27 protein-coding genes, 1 other RNA gene and 1 riboswitch are annotated in these 24,471 nt (G+C 53.9%); of the genes, 22 read left to right on the top strand and 6 right to left on the bottom strand.

The genetic code is table 11. The features are described 5' to 3' along the window. The first annotated feature begins 16 nt into the window (after positions 1-16). The 8 genes from I2D94_RS07400 to I2D94_RS07435 are packed head-to-tail and all read left to right on the top strand — an operon-like array spanning position 17 to position 5,222. Positions 17-544, top strand: coding sequence for a YqeG family HAD IIIA-type phosphatase (locus I2D94_RS07400; protein WP_006060829.1), 528 nt, complete (start codon positions 17-19; stop codon positions 542-544). Beyond that, the gene (locus I2D94_RS07405) at positions 537-1,595 is read left to right on the top strand and encodes a GTPase (RefSeq protein WP_229056797.1); all 1,059 of its coding nucleotides are present in this window, start codon (positions 537-539) and stop codon (positions 1,593-1,595) included. Before I2D94_RS07400 ends, I2D94_RS07405 begins: the two co-directional genes overlap by 8 nt. Then, the gene (gene yhbY / locus I2D94_RS07410; protein WP_006060831.1) at positions 1,596-1,889 is read left to right on the top strand and encodes a ribosome assembly RNA-binding protein YhbY; all 294 of its coding nucleotides are present in this window, start codon (positions 1,596-1,598) and stop codon (positions 1,887-1,889) included. It begins immediately after the preceding gene. Then, positions 1,886-2,908, top strand: coding sequence for a nicotinate (nicotinamide) nucleotide adenylyltransferase (gene nadD / locus I2D94_RS07415; protein ID WP_072683571.1), 1,023 nt, complete (start codon positions 1,886-1,888; stop codon positions 2,906-2,908). Before yhbY ends, nadD begins: the two co-directional genes overlap by 4 nt. Continuing rightward, positions 2,901-3,239, top strand: coding sequence for a ribosome silencing factor (rsfS, locus tag I2D94_RS07420; RefSeq protein ID WP_006060833.1), 339 nt, complete (start codon positions 2,901-2,903; stop codon positions 3,237-3,239). The genes nadD and rsfS overlap by 8 nt, the downstream gene beginning before the upstream one ends. Continuing rightward, entirely contained in the window at positions 3,236-3,937 is a 702-nt protein-coding gene (locus I2D94_RS07425) for a class I SAM-dependent methyltransferase (RefSeq protein WP_195396171.1), read from the top strand. Before rsfS ends, I2D94_RS07425 begins: the two co-directional genes overlap by 4 nt. Beyond that, entirely contained in the window at positions 3,934-4,626 is a 693-nt protein-coding gene (locus I2D94_RS07430; protein ID WP_195396172.1) for a 5'-methylthioadenosine/adenosylhomocysteine nucleosidase, read from the top strand. The genes I2D94_RS07425 and I2D94_RS07430 overlap by 4 nt, the downstream gene beginning before the upstream one ends. Further along, positions 4,623-5,222 carry a TVP38/TMEM64 family protein gene (locus I2D94_RS07435; protein WP_072683567.1) on the top strand — a complete coding sequence of 200 codons (600 nt, stop codon included), beginning with the start codon at positions 4,623-4,625 and terminating at the stop codon, positions 5,220-5,222. Before I2D94_RS07430 ends, I2D94_RS07435 begins: the two co-directional genes overlap by 4 nt. Before the next feature lie 57 nt (positions 5,223-5,279). Here the strand turns inward: I2D94_RS07435 and I2D94_RS07440 are convergent, their stop codons facing one another. The 3 genes from I2D94_RS07440 to I2D94_RS07450 form a co-directional block, all read right to left on the bottom strand. Then, positions 5,280-5,429, bottom strand: coding sequence for a hypothetical protein (locus I2D94_RS07440; RefSeq protein WP_195396173.1), 150 nt, complete (start codon positions 5,427-5,429; stop codon positions 5,280-5,282). A gap of 120 nt (positions 5,430-5,549) precedes the next feature. Then, positions 5,550-6,263 carry an IMP cyclohydrolase gene (locus tag I2D94_RS07445; RefSeq protein WP_072683566.1) on the bottom strand — a complete coding sequence of 238 codons (714 nt, stop codon included), beginning with the start codon at positions 6,261-6,263 and terminating at the stop codon, positions 5,550-5,552. A gap of 29 nt (positions 6,264-6,292) precedes the next feature. Then, positions 6,293-6,373: riboswitch (ZMP/ZTP riboswitch) on the bottom strand. A gap of 67 nt (positions 6,374-6,440) precedes the next feature. Beyond that, a complete protein-coding gene (locus tag I2D94_RS07450; RefSeq protein WP_072683565.1) occupies positions 6,441-7,019 on the bottom strand; it encodes a hypothetical protein in 579 nt (192 codons plus the stop codon). A 171-nt stretch (positions 7,020-7,190) separates the two neighbouring features. Between I2D94_RS07450 and I2D94_RS07455 the strand changes: the two genes are divergently transcribed. From I2D94_RS07455 to nth, 3 genes are read left to right on the top strand one after another with little or no spacing between them, the layout of a single operon-like run. Beyond that, entirely contained in the window at positions 7,191-7,661 is a 471-nt protein-coding gene (locus I2D94_RS07455; RefSeq protein WP_195396174.1) for a hypothetical protein, read from the top strand. 3 nt (positions 7,662-7,664) lie between these two features. Then, on the top strand, positions 7,665-8,216 hold the full coding sequence (locus tag I2D94_RS07460) for a DnaD domain protein (protein WP_195396175.1): 552 nt from the start codon (positions 7,665-7,667) through the stop codon (positions 8,214-8,216). Further along, positions 8,203-8,883 (top strand): endonuclease III, encoded by a 681-nt coding sequence (gene nth, locus I2D94_RS07465; RefSeq protein WP_195396176.1) that lies wholly within the window; start codon positions 8,203-8,205, stop codon positions 8,881-8,883. The genes I2D94_RS07460 and nth overlap by 14 nt, the downstream gene beginning before the upstream one ends. Positions 8,884-9,042: 159 nt before the next feature. Here nth and I2D94_RS07470 read toward each other — a convergent pair whose 3' ends face one another. From I2D94_RS07470 to recU, 3 genes are all read right to left on the bottom strand, one after another. Further along, positions 9,043-11,760, bottom strand: coding sequence for a tetratricopeptide repeat protein (locus I2D94_RS07470; protein WP_195396177.1), 2,718 nt, complete (start codon positions 11,758-11,760; stop codon positions 9,043-9,045). Positions 11,761-11,858: 98 nt separating this feature from the next. After that, the gene (locus I2D94_RS07475; RefSeq protein WP_195396178.1) at positions 11,859-14,849 is read right to left on the bottom strand and encodes a transglycosylase domain-containing protein; all 2,991 of its coding nucleotides are present in this window, start codon (positions 14,847-14,849) and stop codon (positions 11,859-11,861) included. A gap of 3 nt (positions 14,850-14,852) precedes the next feature. Beyond that, positions 14,853-15,440, bottom strand: coding sequence for a Holliday junction resolvase RecU (recU, locus tag I2D94_RS07480; RefSeq protein ID WP_072683559.1), 588 nt, complete (start codon positions 15,438-15,440; stop codon positions 14,853-14,855). A gap of 172 nt (positions 15,441-15,612) precedes the next feature. Here recU and I2D94_RS07485 point away from each other — a divergent pair, with 172 nt between their 5' ends. The 11 genes from I2D94_RS07485 to miaB all read left to right on the top strand — a co-directional run bounded on the left by I2D94_RS07485 (position 15,613) and on the right by miaB (position 24,332). Next, positions 15,613-15,942 (top strand): DivIVA domain-containing protein, encoded by a 330-nt coding sequence (locus tag I2D94_RS07485; protein ID WP_195396179.1) that lies wholly within the window; start codon positions 15,613-15,615, stop codon positions 15,940-15,942. A 4-nt stretch (positions 15,943-15,946) separates the two neighbouring features. Then, positions 15,947-16,305: RNase P RNA component class B (gene rnpB, locus I2D94_RS07490), an RNA gene on the top strand. Between the two features lie 359 nt (positions 16,306-16,664). Further along, entirely contained in the window at positions 16,665-17,546 is an 882-nt protein-coding gene (locus I2D94_RS07495; RefSeq protein WP_072683557.1) for a RodZ family helix-turn-helix domain-containing protein, read from the top strand. Positions 17,547-17,549: 3 nt separating this feature from the next. After that, positions 17,550-18,143: a CDP-diacylglycerol--glycerol-3-phosphate 3-phosphatidyltransferase gene (pgsA, locus tag I2D94_RS07500; protein ID WP_072683556.1), complete on the top strand. Its 594-nt coding sequence runs from the start codon at positions 17,550-17,552 to the stop codon at positions 18,141-18,143. Further along, a complete protein-coding gene (locus tag I2D94_RS07505; protein WP_195396180.1) occupies positions 18,130-18,609 on the top strand; it encodes a CinA family protein in 480 nt (159 codons plus the stop codon). Before pgsA ends, I2D94_RS07505 begins: the two co-directional genes overlap by 14 nt. 55 nt (positions 18,610-18,664) lie before the next feature. Next, positions 18,665-19,696 (top strand): recombinase RecA, encoded by a 1,032-nt coding sequence (gene recA / locus I2D94_RS07510; protein ID WP_072683554.1) that lies wholly within the window; start codon positions 18,665-18,667, stop codon positions 19,694-19,696. A 236-nt stretch (positions 19,697-19,932) separates the two neighbouring features. Next, positions 19,933-21,489 (top strand): ribonuclease Y, encoded by a 1,557-nt coding sequence (rny, locus tag I2D94_RS07515; RefSeq protein ID WP_072683552.1) that lies wholly within the window; start codon positions 19,933-19,935, stop codon positions 21,487-21,489. After that, positions 21,489-22,259, top strand: a complete 771-nt coding sequence (locus I2D94_RS07520; protein ID WP_195396181.1) for a TIGR00282 family metallophosphoesterase — start codon at positions 21,489-21,491, stop codon at positions 22,257-22,259. The genes rny and I2D94_RS07520 overlap by 1 nt, the downstream gene beginning before the upstream one ends. Positions 22,260-22,308: 49 nt before the next feature. Continuing rightward, the gene (locus I2D94_RS07525) at positions 22,309-22,575 is read left to right on the top strand and encodes a stage V sporulation protein S (RefSeq protein ID WP_072683550.1); all 267 of its coding nucleotides are present in this window, start codon (positions 22,309-22,311) and stop codon (positions 22,573-22,575) included. Positions 22,576-22,606: 31 nt separating this feature from the next. Then, a complete protein-coding gene (locus I2D94_RS07530; protein ID WP_006060856.1) occupies positions 22,607-22,780 on the top strand; it encodes a 4Fe-4S binding protein in 174 nt (57 codons plus the stop codon). Positions 22,781-22,877: 97 nt separating this feature from the next. Next, positions 22,878-24,332 carry a tRNA (N6-isopentenyl adenosine(37)-C2)-methylthiotransferase MiaB gene (gene miaB, locus I2D94_RS07535; RefSeq protein WP_195396182.1) on the top strand — a complete coding sequence of 485 codons (1,455 nt, stop codon included), beginning with the start codon at positions 22,878-22,880 and terminating at the stop codon, positions 24,330-24,332. The last annotated feature ends 139 nt before the right edge of the window (positions 24,333-24,471 follow it).

Here is a 24,471-nt window from a genome sequence, read left to right on the forward strand (position 1 = left end):
GATAAGGAGGATCCGTATGCTGCTGAACTATTTCACGCCTGCGCTTTATCTGAAAAGCTATGAAGATCTGGATCCCGCCTGGTTAGTGCGGCGGAAGATCCGGCTTTTAATCTTAGATATCGACAACACGCTGGCGGCGCACGATGAACAGGTCGCCGGCGACAAAGCCAAAGCATTCGTCCATAGACTCAAGGACGCCGGCATTCAAGCCGTTGTCATGTCGAATAACAACAAGGAACGTGTCAGCCGGTTTGCGGCGAGTCTGGATGTGCCGTATTATTATTTTTCAACGAAACCGCTGAAGCGGACGTATAAGAAGGTGTTGCGCGATACCGGCCTGAAGCCGGATCAATGCGCGGTGATCGGCGATCAGCTGCTGACGGATATCCTCGGCGGCAGCCGGATGGGCTTGACGACGATCTTAACGACGCCCTTAGTCACCCGGGATATCCCCTGGACCAAGCTGAACCGGGTGGTTGAAAATCAGGTGTACCGTCTGTTGGAGCATGAAGAAATCTTGAAAAGGGGAGACTATGATGAGTGAAAGATGCCAGGGCTGCGGCGCGCTGCTGCAGCACGACCGTCCCCAGGAGGCTGGGTATACGCCCAAAGCGGGCAGTGCGCTGTGTCAGCGCTGCTTCCGGCTGACCCATTACGACGACCTGCAGTTTTCGATGCGGGAAGGGATTGATCCCGACCGGATTCTGGCGCAGATCCACGCGATGGACGCGCTGATTTTGTGGGTGGTTGATCTGTTCGATTTTGAAGCAAGTTTGCTGGAAGGCATGAACCGGCATCTGTTCGGCAAGGACGTCATTGTCGTCGGCACCAAGCGCGACCTGCTGCCGGAAACAGTGGGCAGCGAGAAGCTGGCGAAGTTTGTGTACGGCCGACTGAAGGAGCTGGGCATCCATGTCAAGGGTCTGGTCGTGACCGGTAAAAATATTCCCGGCGGACCGGAGGAAGTGCTGCGGGCGATCGAATGGGCCAAAGGCAAGGACGTCGTCGTGATGGGCATGGCCAACGCCGGCAAGAGTACGCTGCTCAACGCCCTGATGGACAAACCCCAGCTGACCAGCTCACGTTATCCCGGCACCACGCTGGACTTCAATCCGCTTGACATCCACGGCGTCACGGTGTATGACACGCCAGGCTTGACGCCGCGCAATTCGATGCTGCTGCACCTGGACGAAGAAGATCTTAAAACAGTGCTGCCGGCGAAGGCGGTCAAACCGGTCGGCTTCCAGCTGCGCGGGGATCAAAGCTTCGCGGTGGGCGGTTTGTGCCGGATCGATTTACTCGGCTGCGAACATGTCTCGGCCGTGTTCTACTGCAGTAATCTTCTTGAGCTGCACCGCGGCCGCGCAGATAAGGCGGATGAGCTGTGGGATCGACATTACGGCGAGCTGCTGCGGCCGATTCCCGCCGGGATGCCGTATGCCGAATGGACGAGCACCGTCCTGACGCCGCTGGGGGTGAAGGAAGACATCGTCATTCCGGGCGTCGGCTGGATGTCCTTAAGCGGAACATGCGGTCAGATTCGCGTAACCCACCCGCAAACATTGGAAATCAAACACAGAAAGGCAATGATATAAATGTTAACGAACAAACAAAAAAGCGCGCTGCGTTCGATGGCGAACACGCTGCGCCCGATCTTTCAGGTCGGCAAGGAAGGCGTTTCCTATAACCTGATCAATACGCTTTCCGATGCGCTGGAGGCACATGAATTAGTCAAGCTCAATGTCTTAAAGAGCTGTCCGGACGACGTCCGGCAGGTCGCTCTGGATCTGGCCAGCGGCACACATGCCGAAGTCGTTCAGATCATTGGCAAAACGATCGTGCTGTACCGCGAAAGCCGCGAACACCGCAGGATCGAGCTGCCGCGATGAAAATCGGTTTATTGGGAGGCACCTTCGACCCGATTCACAACGGTCATCTGGCAATCGCGAAAACCGCGCTCAAACGCCTGCGACTGGATCAGGTCTGGTTTGTCCCGTCGCTGAAAACGCCGTTGAAGGACCGGGAACTGACACCCTTTGAGCTGCGTGTGACGATGATGGAAAAGGCGCTGCGGCCCTATCGCAAAATGAAGCTCTGTCTGATTGAAAAAGATCTGCCGACGCCCTCCTATACGATCACAACGGTGAAGACGCTGAAAAAACAATATCCGGACGACGAATTTGTCTGGATCATCGGCGACGATCAATATGCCAATCTCGATCAATGGAAAGCGGTCGACGAACTGCGCCGGCTCGTACAATTCGCCGTCTTCAGCCGTCAGGGAATCGCGGTCAAGCAGCCGGGATTTCTGTATGTTGAAAACTTTTCACATCCCGCTTCGTCCACAGCTGTCCGCCAGGGCGCCTTTAAGGATGTGCCGAAGGCTGTCCGGCAGGTAATGCTGGAAACGGGGCTGTATGTCGAGGAGATTGCGAAGGCGTATTGTCACCCACGCCGCTATCAGCACTGCGTCACGATGAGCGCGCTGGCGGTCGAGCTGGCGAAAGCGCATGGGGTGAATCCGCGCAAAGCCTACGTTGCGGGCATGCTTCATGATCTCGCCAAAGGCCTGGATGAAGAAACGGCGCGCGGCTGGATCGAAGTGTACTGGCCGCAGGCCCGGGATCAGGCGTGGAAGATCTGGCATCAATACATCGGGGCGACCTGGCTGAAAACCCGGCTGTATCTTTACGATCAGGAAATTCTGGAAGCCGTGGCGTGGCATACGACGGGCGAGGGCAAGAGCGATCTGGCGAAGATCATCTACATCGCCGATAAGATCGACCCCGGCCGCGGTTATGATATTACCCGTCAGAAAGCGGTGTGCCTGCAAGATCTGGATCAAGGCTTTCGTCTGATCCAGCAAGAACAGAAAGCTTATTTACGCAAGGAGGGATTGAATGTCTGAATTACTGCAGAAAGTCGTCCACGCGGCGGATCAGCGGCTGGCGGAAGATCTGGTCGTGCTGGATTTCCGCGGCCACAGCCCGTTTACCGATTACTTTGTGATCGCCTCGGCGAAGAATGAACGGATGGCCGATTCGATCGTCGATCACGTGATTGAGGAAGCTGAAAAAGCCGGCTATGCCGTGCGCAACGTCGAAGGCGGTCAGGGCAGCCGGTGGCTGTTAGTCGATTTGTACGAGATCGTACTGCACGTTTTCGTCGGCGAAGAACGCCAGGTATATAATCTGGAAAAGCTGTGGGGCGATCTGCCGCGGGTTGAGGTTCAGCCATGAGCTATGACAGTCTTGCGGCCTATTACGACGCGCTGGTGAAGGATGAGGAAGCGACGGCCGCCTGGCTGGATTACACCCGGCGCTATTGTGCGCCTGGCCCGCTGCTGGAGCTGGCGTGCGGCAGCGGCGAGATTTCCATCGCGTTAGCCAGGGCCGGCTACACCGTCGACGCCACGGACTTATCCCCGTCCATGATCGCTGCTGCCCAGGTCAAACCGCATCCGGATTCGATTACCTTCCGCGTGATGGATATGCTGGAAATGGAAACGAAGCAACCGGTACAGGCTGTGGTATGTTATTGCGACAGTCTGAATTATCTAACTTCGCTCGATCAGGTTGCGCAGTTTATCCAGAAGGCGGCGGCTTTGTTAAAAAACAGCGGCGTGCTGTTGTTCGATATGCACACCCAAGAGCGACTGAATGAGTTCGCCGAGGAATATATTGAAGAAGGAATGTTGGGGGATACGCCGTATCAATGGACGATCCTCAGCGACGAGGATCGGATTTACCAGCATTTTGCGTTCTGGACGCCGCAGGGACTGCGCGAGGAACATCATGTCCAGACGGTCTTCGATCCGTTAGCCGTGCGCTGGCTGATGGAAGAAGCCGGCTTCGACGTGGAAATCATGACGGATTTTACACAACCGGGTATTCAGCCCGGTGAAAAATTGTTTTACGCAGGGAGGAAGAAAGTATGATCGCGATTATCGGAGCGATGAAGGTAGAGATTGACGCGCTGCTGGATCGGATGAGCGAGGTTCAGGCCTGTCCGGTGCAGAAGATTTCGTTTTATACCGGGAAACTGGCAGGCGAGCCGGTCGTTGTTACCCAAAGCGGCGTTGGCAAGACGCTGGCGGCGATGAGCACGACGCTGTTATTGGAGCATTTCGATGTCGACGGCGTAATCAACATCGGCACGGCCGGCGGATTACTGGAAAATCAGGAAGTGCTGGACGTCGTCATCTCGACGCGGATCGCGCATCACGATGTTAACGTGCCGGGCTGGAATCATGGCTTCGGACCGGATAATCCGTGCTGCTTTTCCGCCGATGAACGGTATGTCCAGGCGGCCGGCGAAGTCATTCAGCAACAGGACCGGGCCTGGATCGGGCCGGTGGCTTCCGGCGACTGCTTCGTCAATACGCCTGAACAGGTCGAGCGGATTCTGCGCGACTATCCGCAAGCCTTGTGCGCGGAAATGGAGGCGGCCTCGATCGCTCAGGTGTGCGCGCATTACGGCGTACCGTTTGTCGTCGTTCGCTCTCTGTCGGATATCACGCTCAAAGAAGGCAATGAGATGACCTTCGAGGAATACGCGCAGAAAGCGTCGGCCCGCTCGGCTAATTGGTGCGAAAAGCTCGTTGTGAAGCTGGCTGAGCGCTCATGAGCGAAACGCTTCGATTTTGGCTTGAGCGGATCATGACCGTGGAGTTCTGGGTCGAGGCGCTCTCGGCGTTTAAGGATCTGGGGCCGCTGGCGCCGATCTGCTTGGCCTTAGTGGAATCGTTGATCCCGGCGCTGCCGCTGGTGGCGATTGTCACGATCAATATCAGCGCTCACGGCGCAATTTTAGGTTTTTTGTATTCCTGGGTGGGAACGACGCTCGGTTCACTGATCGTCTTCCTGTTCTTCCGCCGCATTGTCAAACGCAAGCTGATGCCGTGGTTCAGCCGCAGGGCGTCAATTCAGAAAGCGCTTGACTGGGTGGCTGAGCGCAACGCCGCGGTTCTGTTTATTCTGGTGTCGCTGCCGTTTACGCCCAGCTCGTTTATCAACATCGCGTTCGGTTTATCTGATTTTGACGAACAGAAGTTCATCAAGACGCTGATCGCCGCCAAGCTGATTATGATGCTGGGGCTGAGCTTGTTCGGCAAAACCCTGAGTATTTCCTTTACCCGGCCGGTCTATCTGATTTTAGCTGTTGCGATCTTGGCCGCGTTGTACCTCATCTCCGCACATTTTCGCAAGAAGCACGGATTATGAATCCTGAACTCATTAAAATGAAACGCAAAGATAAAAACGCAGCGTAAGCGATCCCGCTTACAGAGCCGGCAGGCAGCCCGGCTCCATTGCAAGATGGAAGTAACCTTCTCTGCTTCGGGTCTTCCGTTCTTTCAGCTTCGACAGCGGCGCGATCAGGAAAAAGAAAACCGGTTCGCGCTGAAGCAGAAGCAACGAAAAGCAAAGCACCGGGGGAAATCACCCGGGCCGATCAAAAAAAGGATGTCTGATTTCATCTGCGGAGACGCTCTCCGGGAAATCAGACATCCTTTTGCTTGGTTTTAAGCGATCACCGGGTGAATTGGCCGCTTATGCATGCTTGTTGACGATGCGGGTTTCCGTTTCGCCGCTTTCCAGATCGATCATGCGGACAAACAGGGAAACCTTGTTGTCCGGATTCAGATTATCCCACAACAGCGTGGTCAGTGCGTCCAGCGAATCCGGGATTTCCACGCGCTTGGGTTCGCCCTCAAAGCTGGGCAGCGGATCCCCGTCGTGCATGTAGGTGTGAATGAAATGACCTTCACCCGCCAGCGGATTTTCGTATGCGAAGGTGTAGCGGTGGCAGGACTGCGGATTGCCGTCGCTGCTTTTTAAGATCGACAGCGCATAGTTGAATTGGCCGTTTTCGATATGCAGGATCCCGGAGATCCGCGGCGTGAAGTTCGGTCCGTCCGGCTCGAATTCCCGGCTGCGCAGCGCCTGTTCAAACGTCAGCTGCCTGTCCATGCCGGCGTAGATCGTATCGGTCTGATCGCCGTTGGTGACGATCGTCTTGTTGCCCAGAACGCGCACCGGCGCATAAATGATCAGCGACGGATCGGTCAGCTTTGAGGGATCGTAAGCCTGCGTGCGGATCCCCTGTCCGTCTGTGACAAAGATGCGGTTGCGGCTGTTTTCACTGCGGCCCATGATGAAGTACGCGGCTGCCGCTTTGCGGCCGTCCGGCGTCTTGCCCAGCACGATGCCCCGTCCCGGGTAGGTGTTCTGTTGAAGATCCTCTTTGAGTGAGATTTTTTGCATAAATTTCCTCCCTAAATTCAACGGGAATGACTCCCGGCCCAGGCGGTCGGCTGTTTCAGAATTGTGCTCCCTGTGGTTATTCCACTGATCCGCCAGTTGCACATCCACCAAAAAGTTTAGACTATTCTTACAAAAAAAACAAGCGCCGGAAAAAAGAAAAGTCCTGAAATTCAGGACTTATTCCGGTTGTTCGATCAATTCTCCCTGATCTTCAATTTCGCCGGTCCAGATGCCGTTGTCGATCATCCACAGCTTCAAGCTCTGGGCGTCGATCGGATCTTCCTTGTTCCAGCTGAGAACGCTGTTAACCGTCTGTACGCCATCGTCGGCGACACTCAGAGAAACAAACGCCGGATAGCTTTCAAAGCCCCACTGGCTCTTCAGCTTGGCGGCTGGGTAATTTTCACCCAAGCTGGTCAGATCATAAAATTCAAATGCGTCCAGCGCGGTTGTTTTCAGCTCCTGCGCCAATGGCTTGAAGACATATTCGTTGATATAAGCGCAATCGTCGTTGTCCGGACGGCAGAAATAGATATGATGCAGTCCGGGTTCCAATGCCGGTTGGGCAGAAGCCGCTGCGGGCGCTGCGTTGTCAGCGGGTTCCACGGAGCGAAGATTATCCGTCGACTGGGCAGCGCTTAAATAGCTTTCCTCAATGCCCGTGGCGGCTTTCGGTTCCAGCGCCCGATAAGAAAACAACGTAGCGCTGCTGAGAAAAAGGAATCCCATGGATCCGATCATCAGTTTCTTTAACACATCATCACGCTCCTCAAATGCCCAATCATCATATCATGTTTCATCTGGTTTTGCAAATTCAGTCCCGCTGAAACAAGCACTGTGAATCTTTACCTTTACGGCAAAGAGGGGTCAGGTTCATTGTTTCAGCCGGCTGAATTTGGTATAATAAGGACCACAGAGGTGAAGACCATGAATTCTAAGCGGATCCGGTCGCTGCTGCTGTCAGCGGCGCTGCTTTTCGTTTTATTTTTAAGCTGGTTTATCGGCCGGTCGATATTTGTTCAGGGACCGTACATCAAGGATCGCAGCGCGGATCTGCGGCTGCATCGGCAGTTAATGGAAGCGATGCGCGCACCTGCGGGCGAGCTGGTCAACCGCTACGCGCTGAATGAGGTAACGTATATATCGCGCGTCACCTCGCTGTCGAAGCAATGGATCGTGTGGTACGACGATCAGCTGAACATCAAGGCGCAGATGGAAGAAGCGCAGATCGACGCAGCGCAGGCTTTAGCGATTGGAGAACAAAACGGAATCGCTGCTTCGGCAATTCAATTCGGCTGGGTCAAGGACCGTCCGGCAATTATCGTCGAGGACCAGAACCGCGAGCTGGCGCTCGACGCTGCAACGCTGGAAAAATTAATGTTGTATGAAAAGAGGTAAAGGATGAAGGCATGGTGGAAACAGCCGTATATCAACCGGCTGCAATGGATCCTGGAGCATTACGAATGGTTCGGGTTTTCCGAGAAGGAAGGACTGGTCGTGCTGATGATCGAATATCTGAACACATGTCAGATCGCGATCACGCCGGCGCTGTTGGAACAGAAGACGGGACTGACCAAGGAAGCGCTGGACCAGGCGTTAAGCGTCTTGTGCGCGAAGAAATATCTGGAACTGAAAGCGGGCCGTTCCTCCGTCAGCTTCAGCCTGGACGGACTTTACAGCGCGGACACGGCGAAATCACAGAAGGCGATGGAACAGCCGGTGTTCGATTTGTTTGAAGGCGAATTCGGGCGGCCGCTGAATTCCAACGAGCTGATGACGCTGCAGGATTGGGTCAGCCGGTATGATTCGTCGGTTCTGGTCAAAGTGCTGAAAGAAGCGAGTATGTATCAGAAGCTGAATTTCGCGTATATGCAGCGGATTTTATCAGAATGGCAGCGCAAAGGCTGGATCGGGCAGGATGGCCGGGAGGTAAGAAATCATGAAAGTGGATGAAATTTTAGCGGCGCTGACGGCGATGTTTCCCGATGCGCATTGCGAGCTGAATCACCGCAACCCGTTTGAACTGGCGGTCGCCGTCGTGCTGTCCGCGCAGACAACCGACGTGTCTGTCAATAAGGTCACGCCGCGGCTGTTTGAAAAATATCCGACGCCCGAGGCGCTGGCGGAAGCGCCGCTGGAAGACATTGAAGATTGTATCCGCCGGATCGGTTTATATCATAATAAAGCAAAAAGCATTCAGGGACTGGCGCGCGGCGTCGTCGGGCAGTTCGGCGGAGTGATGCCGCAGACGATGGAGGAACTGACAAGTCTGCCGGGAGTTGGCCGCAAGAGCGCCAACGTCATTATGTCGGTGTGCTTCGGGATGCCGGCGATCGCGGTGGATACGCATGTAGAGCGTGTTTCCAAGCGGCTGGGGCTGGCCGCGCCGAAGGATACCGTGCTGGAGGTGGAAAAGAAACTGATGCGCAAGCTGCCAAAAGCGCAATGGTCGCATGCGCACCATCTGTTTATTTTCTTCGGCCGCTATTTCTGCAAGGCCAAAAACCCGCAGTGCCAAGATTGTCCGTTTACTTCTTTCTGCCGCGAGTATAAAGCTCAGCAGAAACAGGCTGAAAAACTGGCCGCCAAGAAAGCGGCCCCGATCAAAGCCAAAGCTTAAATTAAGTGTTAAAATGAAAAAACAAGTCAAAGGCGCAGGTGATGAAAACCCGCGCCTTTCTTTTCGATTGAATTCAGTGAAATCCAATAGGATAAACCGATGAGCTTCCGGCAGAAAGTCATCCTCTCGGAAATTGACCAGAAGGATCGTCGGAAACTCTTATTTGCCCTTGAACAGCTTGAAGCCTTTCGGCTTTTCCAGTTCTTTGAACGCCTGATCCATCCAATCCGGATGGCGGCCTTCATCCTTGGCCATATTCAGCCATTTCAGCGCTTCCTCGCGCTTGCCGGTTTTCCAGTAATGGTAGGCCAGGACCGTGTGGAACCATGGCGTGTCGTAGCCTTTTTCCAGGGCTTCCTTTAAATAGACGTCGGCTTTCGGGTGATGACCTAACCGGTCTTCGGTGCAGCCTAACTGCGCCAGCAGCCAGCCGCTTTTTTCCTCACGCAGATGCGCGGCCCGCTGAAAATAATCCAAAGCCTTGTCATACAGTTCCAATTCGCTGTAATTCCAGCCGAATTCCTCATATAAGGAGGCTTCGTCATGATCGTTTGCCTTGCGCAGATGCGCGATTGCTTCACGATGTTTGCCCAGCGGTCCCAGATTGCGCGCCATCATCCAATGGTAATCGCTGCAGTCTTTTTCATCTTCATCAAAGCCCAGCGGGACTTCCTTTAACGCTTCCTCGTATTTTTCCATGCGGTTGTAAACGATCGCCAGCTGATAGTGCGGCCAGCTGTCCGCATACCCCAGTTCCAGACCTTTTTTCAGACTGGCCTCCGCCGCTTCCAGCTGGTTCGTATTTTTATAGGAAATCCCCAGCTGACAATACGTCCAGGCATGATCCGGCTTGAGTTCGATCGACCGCTTCAGATAACCGATCGCTTCCTCGCTGCGGTCGAGCTGATTCAGGCAGTAGCCCGCTTCGCCCAAGACCCAGCGGTCGTCCGTTTCCGGCAAGTTCAGTTTCTCCAACACGGCCAGTTCGTCCTCATAGCGGCTTAATTGCGAGAGAATCCAGGCTTTTTCACGCAAATTCCACGGTTCTTCAAAATCCAGCTGTTTGGCTTTTTCCATCTCAGCCAGCGCCTCGTCGAACTGCTTTAAGCGGCTCAGGGCGTAACCTAATTGGGCGTGTGCCCAGCCGTCTTCCGGATCCATTTCGATTGACCGTTCGAAAAGCTTGCGGCCTTCTTCATAGTGATCCAGCTGAATTTCATTCCAGCCGATTTCATTGACGATCCACAGATCGTCGCGGCCCAGCTCCTGAGCTTTTTTCAGTTGTTCCATCGCATCTTCGTTGCGCCGCAGCCGGCCGAAGTTCCAGGCTCTTAACGAGTACAGCTCAATGTCCTGTTTGCCTTTTTTTTCGGCGACCGCCAGCTCGGCCAGCGCCTGATCGTAGCGGTCCAGCTGACTGAAGGCGTCGGCCTTGCGGTAATGCAGCCAGTCGTCGTCGCGCCCCATCTCCATCGCTTTTTGCAAGTATTCCAATTCCTTGTCATAAGCTCCGATCCGATGATACAGCCAGGCGCAGTCACTCCAGATCCAGATTTCGTTAATACCGGTGGCCAGCGCTTTTTCATAATTCTCCCGCGCGGCGTCCAGCTGGTCCAGACGTACCTGATTCCAGGCGATCTGGGCCAGTACCCAGCCGTTTTCCGGCTGTTCTTCCAGCAGCTTGAAATACACGTCCAGCGCTTCTTCCTTATGCCCGCCGGCCGCGAGATTCCAGCCTAACTGGGTTTTAACCCAGAACGGATCGTTGTGGGATGCAACCGCTTTTTCATAATATTCGGCGGCTTTGTCATATTCGTTGACCTCTGAATAGTCGTAACCCAGTTGGGCATACAGCCAGGCGTCGTCGCGGCCTAAGCTCAGGGCTTTTTCCAGCAGCGGCAGGGCTTGCCTGGAATCGCCTTTCTGAGAGAGCTGATAGGCTAAATGCGACAGCGCGGAGATGTTGTCCGGATCTTTCTGCAGCGCCAGCTCAAACTGCGGGATTGCGTCCTCTGGCTTGTTCATGTCTTCGTTGACATAGCCGATCTGAACCTCGATCCAGGCATCGTCGCGGCCTAATTCCCTGGCTTTGAGAAAGTGCGGCAGGGCTTCTTCAGGCTTGCCCTGCATCGCGTAGCAGCGGGCCAGCTCGCATTGGCTCCAGATATCCTGATCGTTGATCGCCACGGACTTTTCAAGGTAAGGCAGCGCCTGTTGGGGATGATCGAGCGTGTTGCAGCAGAAGCCCAGTTCGTTGAGCAGCCACAAATCGTCCGGATTGTCCTTGATCAGCTCCTGCAGGATTTCCAATTCGTCTTCCAGCTGATTGACGCGCGAGCAGCTCCAGGCATATTCCTTCATCACCCACAGATCGCGGTAATTCATCGTCAGCGCTTTTTTTAATTCGCTCAGCGCCTGATCCGGCTGTTCCATCCGGTTGTAACAAAAGCCGATCTGAGCGTGGCACCAGCCGTCGGTCTGATCGAAATACAACGCTTCCTCAAAGTAGCCGACGGCTTCCTCGAACTTGTCCAGCTGCGTCAGGGTCCAGCCTTTTTCACGGTACAGCCAGGCGTCGTCGCGGCCTTTCTTTTCCGCCTGATTCAGGTAGTCCAGCGCGGATTCGTGCATTTCCATTTTATTGAGCACCCAGCCTAGCTGGGAGAGAATACCGGCGTCGTCCTGACCTAAGCTCAGCGCTTTGTTTAAACTCCAGAACGCTTCCTGATAGCGTTCGAGCATGCCCAGAATCCAGCCGCGTTCGCTGTAATACCAGGCTTTATCATGAACCTTGGCTTCGTTGGCGTCGAGCGTCAGCAGGGCTTCCTGAATCTGATCTTCATCGACTAATTTCTGAATTTCTTCTTCGATTTTCAAGTTATCAGCTCCTTGTTCTCATTTTAACATAAAAACGGCAGAGCGAATTGAAATTCCTCTGCCGGGATTGATATTAAGACTTTTGTAAGAATACCGAATTAATCCTTGTTCTCATCGTTTTGATCCTGGGTATCCTCGCTTGGCGTTGGATCCGGGGAAGGCGAGGTATCCGGACTTGGATCAGTAGACGGGGTCGGATCCGGCGTTGGCGCCGGCTTTGCCGTACAGCCCTTGATCGGATCGCCCTCATAGCCCTGATTGCAGGCGCAGGCGCCATTGACGACGGACGCGTTGTCGCCGCAGGCAAGACCGACGTACAGCGTGACAGCGAAGCGGGCCTGCCCGATTGTCGACTGCATGAACGTCATCGTTGTCCCGTTGACCTTGACGCCGTTGGAAATAATTTCGTTAGTGCCTTTCTTCGCTTCGTCGGCGACTTCTGTAAAGCTGACGGTGACGCCGTTGGCGCTGGCCCAGCTTTCAATTTCCGCCTTGGTCGCTTTGTCGGATGGGATCGTCAGCTGGATCTCCTTATCTTCAACCTGGATTTCCTTGCAGATCTCATTGCTTCGGTAATTCATATTTTCATACGCGTAGTAGCCGCAGACGTTGACCTTGTCGCCCGGCTTGACGTCGATGTGCTGATCGATGCTGGCTTGTTCGCTGGTTACGTCGAACGAGAAGTCCTGAATGGAAACCTGCGCTTTGTAGCGGATCGGACCGTAGACCCATGTCCAGTCGAACGCGACTGCGCAGTCCGGCGCGTCGTACCACTTGCCGCCGACTTCAATGCCGAGATTTTTGGTGTTCGGCGCGACGGTGAGCTTGCTTGCGTCCGGGTAATCGCCCCAGGTCAGATGCAGGTTGCCGTCAGTGCTCAGGCTGGCGTCGAACGTGCCGATATCCTGAACTGAAGCCTGCAGCGGATCGGCCAGCTTGTTGAATTCCTTCTTGATCATGCCGGTGGTCACGAAGCTGCCGTCCATGCCTTCCAGCACCGCGGTGTACGGATACAGACCCTTGATATGGGTGATCGAGGTCACGCCGTCGGGCTGGGTGATCGCCGGCGGATTCTCCTCGTCTTTATGCAGGACGTCGAGCATCAGCTTGGAGATATTGCCCGGGATGTTCAGTTTGCTTTTCTGCGAATCAAAGTAAGTTTTTTTATCTTTAATCCCTTTTTCATAACCAACCCAGACCGCGTTGGTGTATTTCGAGCTGGATGCGATCATCCACTTATCCTTGGCCGCGCCCTGCGGAATGCCGAATTTCAAGCCGTCGCTGCCCCAGTCGGTCGTGCCGGTCTTGCCGTAAATCGGATAACCGCGCTTTAAGATCTGCATGTAGTTGGAATACGGGCCATAAACCGCCTGGTACATCAGATGCGAAGCCAGATAAGCGGATTCGGCGCTGATGACCTGGGTTCCGGAATAATCCGGAACGACCGGCGAGGTGCCGTCTTTGAACTCGATCTTGGTAATCGTGTGGGGCTTGATGTAGCTGCCGCCGTTGATCATCGTGGCATGCGCACCGGCCATTTCAACCGTACTGGCTTCGTAGGTGGAGCCGCCGATCGCATAGCCGACGTTGAATTCGTCCTGGGTGACGCGGCTGAAGCCGAGGTTTTGCAGATACTGCACGACCTTCTTGCTTCCGATCGCGTCGATGACTTCCTGCAGCGTTTTTAACGCCGGGGTATTCAGCGAGTTGCCGACGGCGTATTCCAGCGGAATATCGCCATAGTAGCGGCCGTTGAAGTTCTTGACGACCTTCGTCGTCCCGGCGTAATTAAACGGGGCGTCGGTGACTGTGTGGGACGTTGCCCAGCCGAGGTTTTCAAAGGCCAGCGCATAGGATAAGAACGGTTTGACCGCGGAACCCGGCTGCTTGTACTGATCGGTCGCATGGTTGAGCAGCAGGCTGCCGCCGCCGGCGTAATTGCGTCCGCCGCCGATGCCGACGATCTCGCCGGTCTGGTTGTTCATCGAGACGATCGCGATTTCCATCAGGTCGTCCGGGAATTCCACGTTGGTTTTGCCAGCCTGGATGTCGTCGATCTGCGTCTGGACTTCAGGATCCATCGACGTGTAGATTTTCATCGGCACGACGGTCGGATCCATTCCAGTCAGTTCTTTTGCCTCGGCGATGACCGCGTCGACATAGCTCTGGTATGGCGTGCCGCCGTCGGTGCTGCCCTTATTGACGGAGCTGTCGACCAGCTGATCTTCAATTTTGATCGACTTGGCCAGCTCGGCTTCCTGTTTTGTGATGTAGCCGTGCCGCTGCATCAGGTTGAGCACCGTGTTGCGGCGCTCGGTCGCATAATCGAGATTTTTAAATGGATTGTAGGCGTTGGGGCGGTTGATGATCCCGGCCAGCAGCGCGCTTTCGCTGAGGTTCAGCTCGCTGACGTCTTTGCCGAAGTAATACTCGGCGGCCTTCTGAACACCGCGGATGTTGCCCGAGCCGCCGAAATTCAGCTTGTTTAAATACAGCTCGAAAATCCGCTTTTTGTTTGTCTGTTTCTCCAACTGCATCGCCAGGAAGATTTCCTGAACCTTGCGCTTGACGCCGGCCAGCTTGCTGCGGGCCGCCATCTCGCCGGTTTCATCGTTGGTAAAGTAGGTGTTTTTCACTAACTGCATCGTAAAGGTTGAGCCGCCCTGCGAAAAGCTCAGCGTTTTCAGGTTGGTCAGAAACGCTTTGGCAAAACGCGGCAGGTCGAAGCCGTTATGTTCAAAGTAACGGCTGTCTTCAACGGCCACAAACGCGTCGACTAAGGACGTCGGCATATCCTGGTAGGAAACGTTGGTGCGGATCTGCTGACCGATGTCCTGGATCAGATTGCCGTCCTTGTCAAGGATCTGCGTCGATTCCTTGCTTTCAAAGTTGTTGATGTCGATCTTCGGCGCATCGTTGATCATGCTGCCGATCATCACCATCCCGACGCTGCCGCCGATCAGCCCCAGGATTACGATCACCGAAACGATGATCGTCGCCATGTTCTTGGCGTTGATTTTTCTTCTTTTGACCGTTTTCTTTTTGGCCGCCGGCTTTTTCCTCGGCGGCTGTTTCTGCGTCGTATTCATAGCTCACTTCTCCTTAAAATATAGTTCGTCGATCACCCGCAGATAATGTACCGGCGGGGTCAGCGAATATGGAATCAGAATCCCTTCCTGTACAAACCACGAATAAGGCAGGGATTTCCGTTCGGCCAGACGATACTGCCGGATCATTTTCGCGGCGTCGACATAGTAGGTTTCATCGTAGGCGATAAACCGGACGATGACAAAGGCGATCGCTCCCTGCCGCAGCACCCGCTCCAGATGCTCGATCTGATGCAGATGGATGTGGGAGAAGGGAAAGGATGTTTTCGAGCGTGTTTCCTTCGCCTCAAAGTCAATCGCTTTGCCGCGGTAGACGCCGTTGTAATCGGTTGTGGAAGGAACCTTGAAGTACGCTTCCGTGATTTTGGCAGCGCTGCGCTTGGGATAATCGACCTGCACGATCTGGATCGGCGTGGGTTTCTTGTGGATCACCGCTTTGTCCAGCTGCAGGTAGTATTCATTGGTCTTATTCAGATCATTTTCCAAAGACATCCCGCGGCCGCCGGCCGACTGTTTCAGTGGCTGAGCGTTGACTGAGCGCGCGGAAGTCTTTCCATTCGGATAACCGATCATATCATCACCTTCCATTATTATATACAACATTGCGTCGTTTTTCTAGGAATACCCGGGATTCGTAACAAAATCGTAAAGTCTGACCGGTCTTTGTCAAAAAACGTTTTGGGATATGACTTGCTTTTTAACCCTCAATCTGCGAAAATAAAAGCAGACGGAAGGTTGTGACACGATGGAAAACAAGCTGAACTTAGATCCTCAGGCAATTCTGGATAAAGAATTTCACGTTGACTTCAAGGGATATTCTCCAGCGGAAGTGGACGAGTTTCTGGATTCGGTCATTCAGGATTATCAGATCTATGAACGCAAGATCGGCGAACTGGGTGAAAAGCTGATGGCTCAGGAACGGGCCAACGCTTCGCTGAAAGCCCGGATCATCGAACTGGAAAGCCGGCAGAAGGTCATGGAAGAAGCGGGTCAGAACTCGTTTAATCAGGTTGATATTCTGAAGCGGCTGTCGCGTCTGGAACAGGAAGTCTATAAAAACAAACAGATGGATTAGTCTTCTATCCGGGCAATCGCTGGCTTGATCAAAGCTAGAGGAAAGTCCATGCTCGCACAATCTGCGATGATTGTAGTGTTTGCGCCGGCCCAATCAATAAGACCGGGCAGCCGCAAGGCTGACGGCTGACGAAACCCTAAGGTTCGTTTGAACTATGGCGGACGTCTGTAACAGTGTCACAGTGACGGAGTTTCCGGGGAAATCCGGAAAGTGGAACGCGATAAACCCCGCAAGCGAGAAACCCAAATTTGGTAGGGGAACTTCCAAACCTGAAATGAAGGGCGCGGAAGCCGTCCGCAAGGACGGAGATAAATGGTTGCCGCCCGGTCCGCAGGGATCGGGAACAGAACATGGCTTACACGATAGAAGGCCGGGAGCTGAGCGATCAGCTCCTTTTTCTTTAATTTTCAGCGTGAAAAGGAAATCAATAAACTGCGAATTCCGCTTAAAAAAGCCCGGTAAAGAAAAGGACAGCGTGGGGGGATCAGGGCAGACTGTTGGGAGTGCGGCGGAAGCGGCGTCGGGATAAAGAGACGATAAAGAGTTTAACTTGAAAATAATTCATCCCTGTGTTATAGTGAGCTTGTCCGACATAAGAGGATTCCGTTCACCCTGGTTTGACAAACGTTACGCTTTGTCGACCACTTTCAGCGAGTTCTTGTTTTACAATTAGAACAACACTTGATATAATTGTTCTGATATGAAAAAAGAGGTGCAGCAGAATGAAAGAAATTGGTGCTACATTGAAAAAACGCCGGGAAGAACTCGGCTACACTCTTGAGGAAATGAGCAATAAAACGCGGATTTCCGTCGCTCAGCTTAAAGCGCTGGAGGATGGGGATCTGGAGTTCTTTAAGGATGACCTTTCCTATGTCCGGTATTTTGTCCGGTTCTATTGCCAGGCGCTGTATCTGGATTTTGATCCGCTGCGCGATCAGCTGAGTCAGGATCTGGATCAGTTCACCGAAACGATGAGCTTAAAAGCCATTCATGACCGGGAAGAAATGCAGTCGAATATTGAAAAGAAAATCAGCAGGGCTTCGGGCACGTTGAAAAAAGAAAAGAAAAAGATCGACTATTCGCTGGTGTCGCTGCTGGCGGTCATTGCGGTGATGCTGGTCTGCTTAAGCGTCGTGTTGTTTAAGACGGCGCCGAACTGGTTTAAATCTGAACCGAAAAAAGACAGTTTCCCAACGGCTGACGTCACGCCGACGCCATCGCTGACGCCAAGTGAGACGCCGGATGTGATCGGTCAGCCGTCCGCGCTGACGGTGACGATGGCGGCCAACGATCCGTCAACCTACGAGGTGCGCGGCTGGAAGGCGCAGGAAAGCTTTACGATCGCCGTTACGTTTGCGCAGGACACATGGATCCGGGTGCTGGAAAACGACGTTGCGACCGACAATCCGGCGAGCACGACCTATCATGCCAACGACGTGATGGAGATCACCCGCACCGCTTCTCAGGATTTAAAGATCACGATCCATTTCGGCATCGTCAAAAACAACACGATCACAATCAACGGCGAGGCGGTGACGCTGGACGCCGGGATCGCGGCGAAAACCAGCGGTCAGAAAATCAACTTCATTCTGAAAGGGGAATAAGCTATGAATTTACCTAATCGTTTAACCGTGATGCGGATCATCATGATTCCGGTCATCATTTTGATCGCGATCTTCCCTTATTCGCAATTCGGAATTGAGATTCCTCTGCTGCAGTTTGGGTTTGTGACGCTTTCGGCGGTCAATATCGTGATGCTTGTGCTGTTTTGCGTCGCCAGCTTCACGGACTTTCTGGACGGCTATCTGGCGCGGAAGAACAATCTGGTCACGACTTTCGGCAAGTTTGCCGATCCGATCGCCGATAAGCTGTTAGTCACGACGATGTATATTTTATTCGCGGCGCAGGGCACGATTCCCGTCGTGCCGGTGCTGATCATGGTTGCCCGCGATACGATTGTCGACGGCATCCGCATGATTGCCTCAAGCAACGGCGTCGTGATGGCGGCGGGCTATCTGGGCAAGCTGAAAACGGTGGTGCAGATGCTTTCGATCATAACGATTCTGCTGAACAATCTGCCGTTTGAGCTGTACCGTCTGCCGGTCTCGGATTTCTTATTGTGGTTTGCGGCATTCACGTCGCTGGCCAGCGGAATTTCCTATTTTAATCAGATGAAGGAGTACATTTTTGAAAGCAAGTAGCATGGCGGAACTGGCGGCGCTGGTTCGTCAGAAAGGCTGGACGCTGTGCAGCTGTGAGAGCTGTACGGGTGGGTTGTTTGCCAGCCGGCTGACCGAAGTGCCGGGGGTGTCCGCCTTCTTTAAGGGCGCCGTCGTGACCTATTGGACGGCGATGAAGATCGACGTCGTGCACGTCGATCCGGCGATACTTGATCAGTATGGTGTGATCAGCGAACAAACTGCGAAAGCGATGGCCGAGCAGTGCGCGCTGTTAATGAACTGCGACATGGCGGTGGCCTTTACCGGCAACGCCGGACCGGACGTCATGGAGGACAAACCGGCGGGGATGATCTGCACGGCAATTCATGTTCCCGGTCAAACCTGGACCGCGACCGACCTGTTAACCGGGACGCGTCAGGAAGTCCGCGAACAGATCGTTCAGCGGGTTGCGGAGCGAAGTTCGTCAATTTTAAGACAGATTCGGTAAAATAAAAAGGAATTTTAAAAAATTTGCGTATATAAAGAGTAGCGGAGGGACAGCTATGGCAGAAAAAGAGAAGAATAAAGACGCACTACTCCAGGACACACTCAAACAGATCGAGAAGCAATACGGCAAGGGGTCCATTATGAAACTGGGCGACCGGGCCAATGTCGACATCGACGCCATCAGCAGCGGTTCGATCGCGATCGACTACGCGCTGGGCATCGGCGGCTATCCGAAAGGCCGGATCATCGAGATCTACGGACCGGAATCCTCCGGTAAAACGACGCTGGCGCTGCACGCGATCGCCGAGTGCCAGAAAGCCGGCGGACGGGCGGCGTTTATCGACGCGGAAAACGCGATCGACCCGATGTACGCGAAGAATCTGGGCGTCAAGATCGACGATTTGATCTTATCCCAGCCGGACAGCGGGGAACAGGCGCTGGAAATCACCGAGATGCTGATCAAGAGCGGAGCGATCGACCTGATCGTCATCGACTCGGTTGCAGCTTTAGTTCCGCAGGCCGAACTGGATGGCGAAATGGGCGATTCCCAGGTCGGTCTGCAGGCCCGTTTGATGTCGAAGGCCATGCGGAAGCTGGCCGGCGTCATGAACCGCAGCCAGTGCACGGCGATCTTTATCAACCAGCTGCGGGAAAAGGTCGGCATCATGTTCGGCAATCCGGAAACGACCCCGGGCGGCCGGGCGCTGAAGTTCTATTCTTCAGTGCGCCTGGACGTGCGCCGCAGCGAAGCAATTAAGAATGGTTCGGAAATCGTCGGCAACAAGGTCAACGTCAAGGTCGTAAAAAACAAGGTCGCGCCGCCGTTTAAGGTCGCGGCGATCGAAATCATGTACGGCGAGGGAATCTCGCATATCGGCGAAGTCGTCAGCCTGGGCGAATCGTTTGAAATCATCAACAAGAGCGGCGCCTGGTTCTCCTATAACGGAGAGAAGATCGGGCAGGGCCGCGAAGCGGTGCGGGCATTCTTAAAAGCCAATCCGCAGCTGGATGAGGAAATCACCGCGAAAATCAAACATAAACTTTTTCATGGCGACGAGGAAGAAGCGCCAGCCGAAGAACAAGCTTAAGCTTGTTCTTTTTTTCAAGATGTGAAAAAGCGCTTAACGGCGGGCGTCAGAGGAAGACTTTGGGTGAAAGGGCTTCCTTTTTAAAGAATAAAACAATGGGAAACAGGATGAAAAAGCCGGTGAAAAAGAAAGAATTTCTGGAAAAACCATGCTTTGTTATTGTGAAAACGGTTAAAATTAGGTATTATTATAAAGGAGTCACAACTCTACACAACTGATAATGGAGGAAATAAGGTATGATGAATTCACTTGTTTTGTCCATTTTATCTGGTATTGGGGGTTTAGCTGTCGGTGTCGTCATCATGATGATCACATCCCGGCTGGGCTTAAATCGTGATCAGCAAAAGGCAAAATTGCTGTTAGAAGAGGCACAAATTAAATCTGAGAACTTAGTCCGACAGGCTGTGCTGGACGGCCGTACGCAGGCGTACGAGCTGAAGCTGGCCGCTGAAAAAGAAGTTAAGGAAAGAAAGCAAGAGCTTCAGGATAAAGAAAATAAACTGACGCGTCGGGAAGATAACCTGAATTTTCGTGATGAAACCTTAACGGCGAAAGAAAAGCAGATTGAAAACAAAAACAGCCAGATCACGGATAAACTGAATGTACTGGAGAAGATGGAAACTCAGCTGCAGGCCAAGATCGACAATCAGATTGTCGAATTGGAACGCATCGCGTCAATGAGCGCCGATGACGCCAAAAAGGAATTGATGGACGCCGTCGAAAAGAAAATGGATAAAGAGGTCAGCGTTTATATCCGCGAACGGGAAGACGAGGCACGTTCCAAAGCCGCCGATTCCGCCCGCAATATCATCGCGCTGGCGATTCAGCGTTATGCTCAGGAAGAAACGATTGAACGGACGGTTTCCGTCGTCGGTCTGCCTTCCGAGGAAATGAAGGGCCGGATCATCGGCCGCGAGGGCCGCAACATCAAGGCGATCGAACAGGCGACCGGCGTCGATCTGATCATCGACGACACGCCGGAAACGATTACGGTTTCCTGCTTCGACCCGATCCGCCGCGAAATCGCGCGGCAGGCGTTGGAAACACTGATTCGCGACGGCCGCATTCAGCCGGGCCGGATCGAGGACGTAGTCCGCAAGGTGACCAACGAACTCAACGACACGATTATGAAAACCGGCGAGGATGCGGTGTTCAAGCTGCAGATCGGCCGGATCGACAAAGAGCTGGTCAGACTGCTGGGCCGTCTGCGGTTCCGTTACAGCTATGGTCAGAACGTATTGCAGCACAGCATGGAAGTCGCTTATTTGTCCGGCATGATGGCCGCCGAGCTGGGCTTGAACCAGACGCTGGCCAAGCGCGCGGGCTTACTGCACGATATCGGCAAGGCGCTGGACTTCGAAATGGATGGCAGCCATGTCGAGCTGGGTGTGAAGGTTGCGAAGAAGCACGGCGAAAACGCCGTCGTCATCAACGCGATTCATTCGCATCATGGCGAAGTCGAACCGACGACGCTGATCTCCAACCTTGTCGCAGCGGCGGACGCGTTAAGCGCAGCCCGTCCGGGGGCCCGGTTTGAGAGCTTTGAAAACTATATCAACCGGCTTGAACAGCTGGAAGCGATCGCCAACGGCTTTGAAGGCGTCGATAAGACGTATGCGATTCAGGCCGGACGCGAAATCCGCGTCATGGTTATTCCGGATAAGATCGACGACGTGGCATGCCATCGCGTAGCGCGCGATATTAAAGATAAGATCGAAGCCGAGCTGACCTATCCTGGACAGATCAAGGTCACCGTCATTCGAGAAACCCGCGCCAGCGAATTAGCGAAATAATGCGAATTTTATTTATCGGCGATATCGTCGGTTCCCCAGGCAGGCAGATGCTCCAGCAGCACCTGCCTGCTTTAAAAGAAAAGATCTGTCCGAACCTGACGATCGTCAACGGCGAAAACGCCGCCCATGGCAAAGGCATCACCAAAAAGATTTATCACCAGCTGTTAGGCTGCGGGGTGGACTACATCACGATGGGTAACCATACGTTTTCCAAAAGCGAATTGAAAATGTTCATTCAGGAAGCTGACCGTCTGATCCGGCCGGTCAACCTGGCTCCGGTCGAGCTGGGCGAGGGCGTGCGGATTGCGAGGGTTAACGGGAAGCGGATCGGCATGGTCAATCTGTGCGGCGAGGTGTTCATGGACAACGTCGTGCGCAGTCCGTTTGCGTGCATGAGCGAAATTCTGAACCGGATATCCGCCGATCTGTGGTTCGTGGATTTCCATGGCGAAACGACCGGCGAGAAGGAAACGTTCGCGCAGGTGTTCGCCGATCGGTGTGTCATGATCGTCGGCACGCACACCCACGTTCAGACCGCCGATGAGCAGCTGATGCGGGGCTGCGCATACATCAGCGACGTCGGCATGTGCGGCACGTTTGACAGCATTCTCGGCCGCGATAAGCAGGAGGTTATCGACCGCACGCTGCATGGAATCAAAACCCGGTATACCGTCGCGGAAGGACCGGCAATGCTATGCGGGGTGTGGGCGGAAATCGACGAAACGACAGGCCGGGCTTCCCACGTTGAGCGGATTCAGATCAGACCATAACATAAACCCCTTTTTTCTCACATATCCTGTTAGAAGAAAGGGGTATTTTATGGAAATATTAAAAGTATCAACGAAATCCAATCCGAATTCGGTCGCGGGCGCGTTAGCCAACTTATTAAAAGAGAACGATCGGGTCGAAGTCGATACGATCGGCGCCGGCGCGATTAACCAGGCGATCAAGGCGGTTGCGATCGCGCGCGGGTTTGTGGCGCCGATCGGTCTGGAGCTGTTCTGCGTGCCGGCGTTTATGGATATCGTGATCGACGGTCAGCAAAGAACGGCGATAAAACTTATTGTTGAAAAAAAGCAACCATGATATAATAGGGAGCATAAAGGAGGATGAAACAATGCCAGCAAAAGTAGATAAAGATACATGCATCGGCTGCGGCGCATGCGCAGGAGTTTGCCCGGTAGGAGCCATTGCATTACAGGACGATGGAAAAGCGGGTGTTGACGAAGGAACATGCATCGATTGCGGTGCCTGCGTTTCGACCTGCCCGGTTTCTGCCATTTCGCAGTAATTCCATCCTGAAATAAGCAGAGAGACAGAAAGAAGGCGACAAAAAGCCTTCTTTTTGATATAATGAAACGCGTTATGAAAAAGACAAGGAGATGCCTATGAAAAAAGACTGGAAGCTGCCGTCGCTGAAGGCGGCGCAAATACGGACGCCGCAGGAAGCGGCGATCGAACGTTCGCTGTTCGCCCTGGATCCGCAGGCGCGCAGTCTGGGCGTCGGCCGGCGTTATTATATCCATACCTATGGTTGTCAGGCGAACGAGCGCGATTCGGAAACCATCGCCGGAATCCTTGAAACGATGGGTTTTTTGAGCGCTGCCAACGAAGCCGACGCGGATTTGATCATTCTGAACACGTGCGCGGTGCGCAAAAATGCCGAGGACAAGGTCATCGGCCAGCTGGGCGCGCTGAAGCGGATGAAGCGGGAAAATCCCGATCTGATTTTCGCGGTGTGCGGCTGCATGGCGCAGGAGGAAGACATCGTCGATCTGATTCTGAAAAAATATCATCAGGTCGATCTGATCTTCGGCACGCACAATCTGCATCGACTGCCGCAGCTGTTGACGCAGGCCATGCTGAGCCATGAGCGCACGGTGGAGATCTTCTCCAAGGAAGGCGAGGTCATTGAAAACCTGCCGGTGCGCCGCTTTGGCAAGCATAAGGCGTGGGTCAATATCATGTACGGCTGCGACAAGTTCTGTACGTACTGCATCGTGCCGTATACCCGCGGCAAGGAACGTTCGCGCGATCCCGAAGACGTGCTGGCAGAGGTGCGCGAACTCAAGGCACAGGGCTATAAGGAGATCACGCTGCTGGGCCAGAACGTCAACGCCTATGGCAAAGACCGCGCCAGCGGTTACGGTTTTGCTCAGCTGCTTCGCGATACCGCGGAAATTGGCGTTGAACGGGTGCGCTTTACAACCAGTCACCCGTGGGATTTTACGGATGAGATGATTGAGGTGATCGCCAGCTATGACAACATCATGCCCGCGATTCATCTGCCGGTGCAGTCCGGCAGCAGCGAAATGCTCAAGATCATGGGCCGGCGTTATACCCGCGAGGAGTATTTAACGCTGTTCCATAAGATTAAAGACCGGATTCCGGGCTGTTCGTTCACGACCGATATCATCGTCGGCTTCCCCAATGAAACCGAGAAACAATTTGAGATGACGCTGAGCCTGGTCGACGAATGTCAGTACGACGGCGCGTTTACGTTCATCTATTCTCCCCGCGAGGGCACGCCGGCCGCACGGATGCAGGACAATGTGCCGGCTGAGGTCAAAAGCCGCCGCCTGCAGCAGCTCAATGAAAAGATCGCGTTTTATGCCCATCGCAATAACGAGCCGTATCTGGGCCGGATCGTGACCGTGCTGGTCGACGGACCGTCCAAGAAAAACGAACAGGTTTACAGCGGCTACAGCGAGACCAACAAGCTGGTCAACTTCACCGCCGATCATGCCGAACCGGGCGATCTGGTTCAGGTGCGGATCACCGAGATCCATTCGTGGTCGCTGAACGGTGAAAAAATCGAACAACCGCAGCCGCAGGCTGCCTGAGCCCCAAAGACAACTGCCGTCGGAATTTCGCTGAATGAGACCGGCGGTTTTTGTTTGCTTTTTATCAGACCGCGGTCTTTTTTTAGTGAACGCCTTCTCCAGGCTGGAAGGCGATTCTGTTAAAAGGATTGAAATCCAG

It is taken from the genome of Holdemania sp. 1001302B_160321_E10 (assembly GCF_015552275.1).
In the GTDB taxonomy this organism is placed as follows: Bacteria; Bacillota_I; Bacilli_A; order Erysipelotrichales; family Erysipelotrichaceae; genus Holdemania.

Excerpts from the sequence above, each read along its gene's own strand:
- I2D94_RS07400 (WP_006060829.1), top strand. The coding sequence starts at position 17 with ATGCTGCTGAACTATTTCACGCCTGCGCTTTATCTGAAAAGCTATGAA.
- I2D94_RS07405 (WP_229056797.1), top strand. The coding sequence starts at position 537 with ATGAGTGAAAGATGCCAGGGCTGCGGCGCGCTGCTGCAGCACGACCGT.
- yhbY (WP_006060831.1), top strand. The coding sequence starts at position 1,596 with ATGTTAACGAACAAACAAAAAAGCGCGCTGCGTTCGATGGCGAACACG.
- nadD (WP_072683571.1), top strand. The coding sequence starts at position 1,886 with ATGAAAATCGGTTTATTGGGAGGCACCTTCGACCCGATTCACAACGGT.
- rsfS (WP_006060833.1), top strand. The coding sequence starts at position 2,901 with ATGTCTGAATTACTGCAGAAAGTCGTCCACGCGGCGGATCAGCGGCTG.
- I2D94_RS07425 (WP_195396171.1), top strand. The coding sequence starts at position 3,236 with ATGAGCTATGACAGTCTTGCGGCCTATTACGACGCGCTGGTGAAGGAT.
- I2D94_RS07430 (WP_195396172.1), top strand. The coding sequence starts at position 3,934 with ATGATCGCGATTATCGGAGCGATGAAGGTAGAGATTGACGCGCTGCTG.
- I2D94_RS07435 (WP_072683567.1), top strand. The coding sequence starts at position 4,623 with ATGAGCGAAACGCTTCGATTTTGGCTTGAGCGGATCATGACCGTGGAG.
- I2D94_RS07445 (WP_072683566.1), bottom strand. The coding sequence starts at position 6,263 with ATGCAAAAAATCTCACTCAAAGAGGATCTTCAACAGAACACCTACCCG.
- I2D94_RS07455 (WP_195396174.1), top strand. The coding sequence starts at position 7,191 with ATGAATTCTAAGCGGATCCGGTCGCTGCTGCTGTCAGCGGCGCTGCTT.
- I2D94_RS07460 (WP_195396175.1), top strand. The coding sequence starts at position 7,665 with ATGAAGGCATGGTGGAAACAGCCGTATATCAACCGGCTGCAATGGATC.
- nth (WP_195396176.1), top strand. The coding sequence starts at position 8,203 with ATGAAAGTGGATGAAATTTTAGCGGCGCTGACGGCGATGTTTCCCGAT.
- I2D94_RS07475 (WP_195396178.1), bottom strand. The coding sequence starts at position 14,849 with ATGAATACGACGCAGAAACAGCCGCCGAGGAAAAAGCCGGCGGCCAAA.
- recU (WP_072683559.1), bottom strand. The coding sequence starts at position 15,440 with ATGATCGGTTATCCGAATGGAAAGACTTCCGCGCGCTCAGTCAACGCT.
- I2D94_RS07485 (WP_195396179.1), top strand. The coding sequence starts at position 15,613 with ATGGAAAACAAGCTGAACTTAGATCCTCAGGCAATTCTGGATAAAGAA.
- I2D94_RS07495 (WP_072683557.1), top strand. The coding sequence starts at position 16,665 with ATGAAAGAAATTGGTGCTACATTGAAAAAACGCCGGGAAGAACTCGGC.
- pgsA (WP_072683556.1), top strand. The coding sequence starts at position 17,550 with ATGAATTTACCTAATCGTTTAACCGTGATGCGGATCATCATGATTCCG.
- recA (WP_072683554.1), top strand. The coding sequence starts at position 18,665 with ATGGCAGAAAAAGAGAAGAATAAAGACGCACTACTCCAGGACACACTC.
- rny (WP_072683552.1), top strand. The coding sequence starts at position 19,933 with ATGATGAATTCACTTGTTTTGTCCATTTTATCTGGTATTGGGGGTTTA.
- I2D94_RS07520 (WP_195396181.1), top strand. The coding sequence starts at position 21,489 with ATGCGAATTTTATTTATCGGCGATATCGTCGGTTCCCCAGGCAGGCAG.
- I2D94_RS07525 (WP_072683550.1), top strand. The coding sequence starts at position 22,309 with ATGGAAATATTAAAAGTATCAACGAAATCCAATCCGAATTCGGTCGCG.
- I2D94_RS07530 (WP_006060856.1), top strand. The coding sequence starts at position 22,607 with ATGCCAGCAAAAGTAGATAAAGATACATGCATCGGCTGCGGCGCATGC.
- miaB (WP_195396182.1), top strand. The coding sequence starts at position 22,878 with ATGAAAAAAGACTGGAAGCTGCCGTCGCTGAAGGCGGCGCAAATACGG.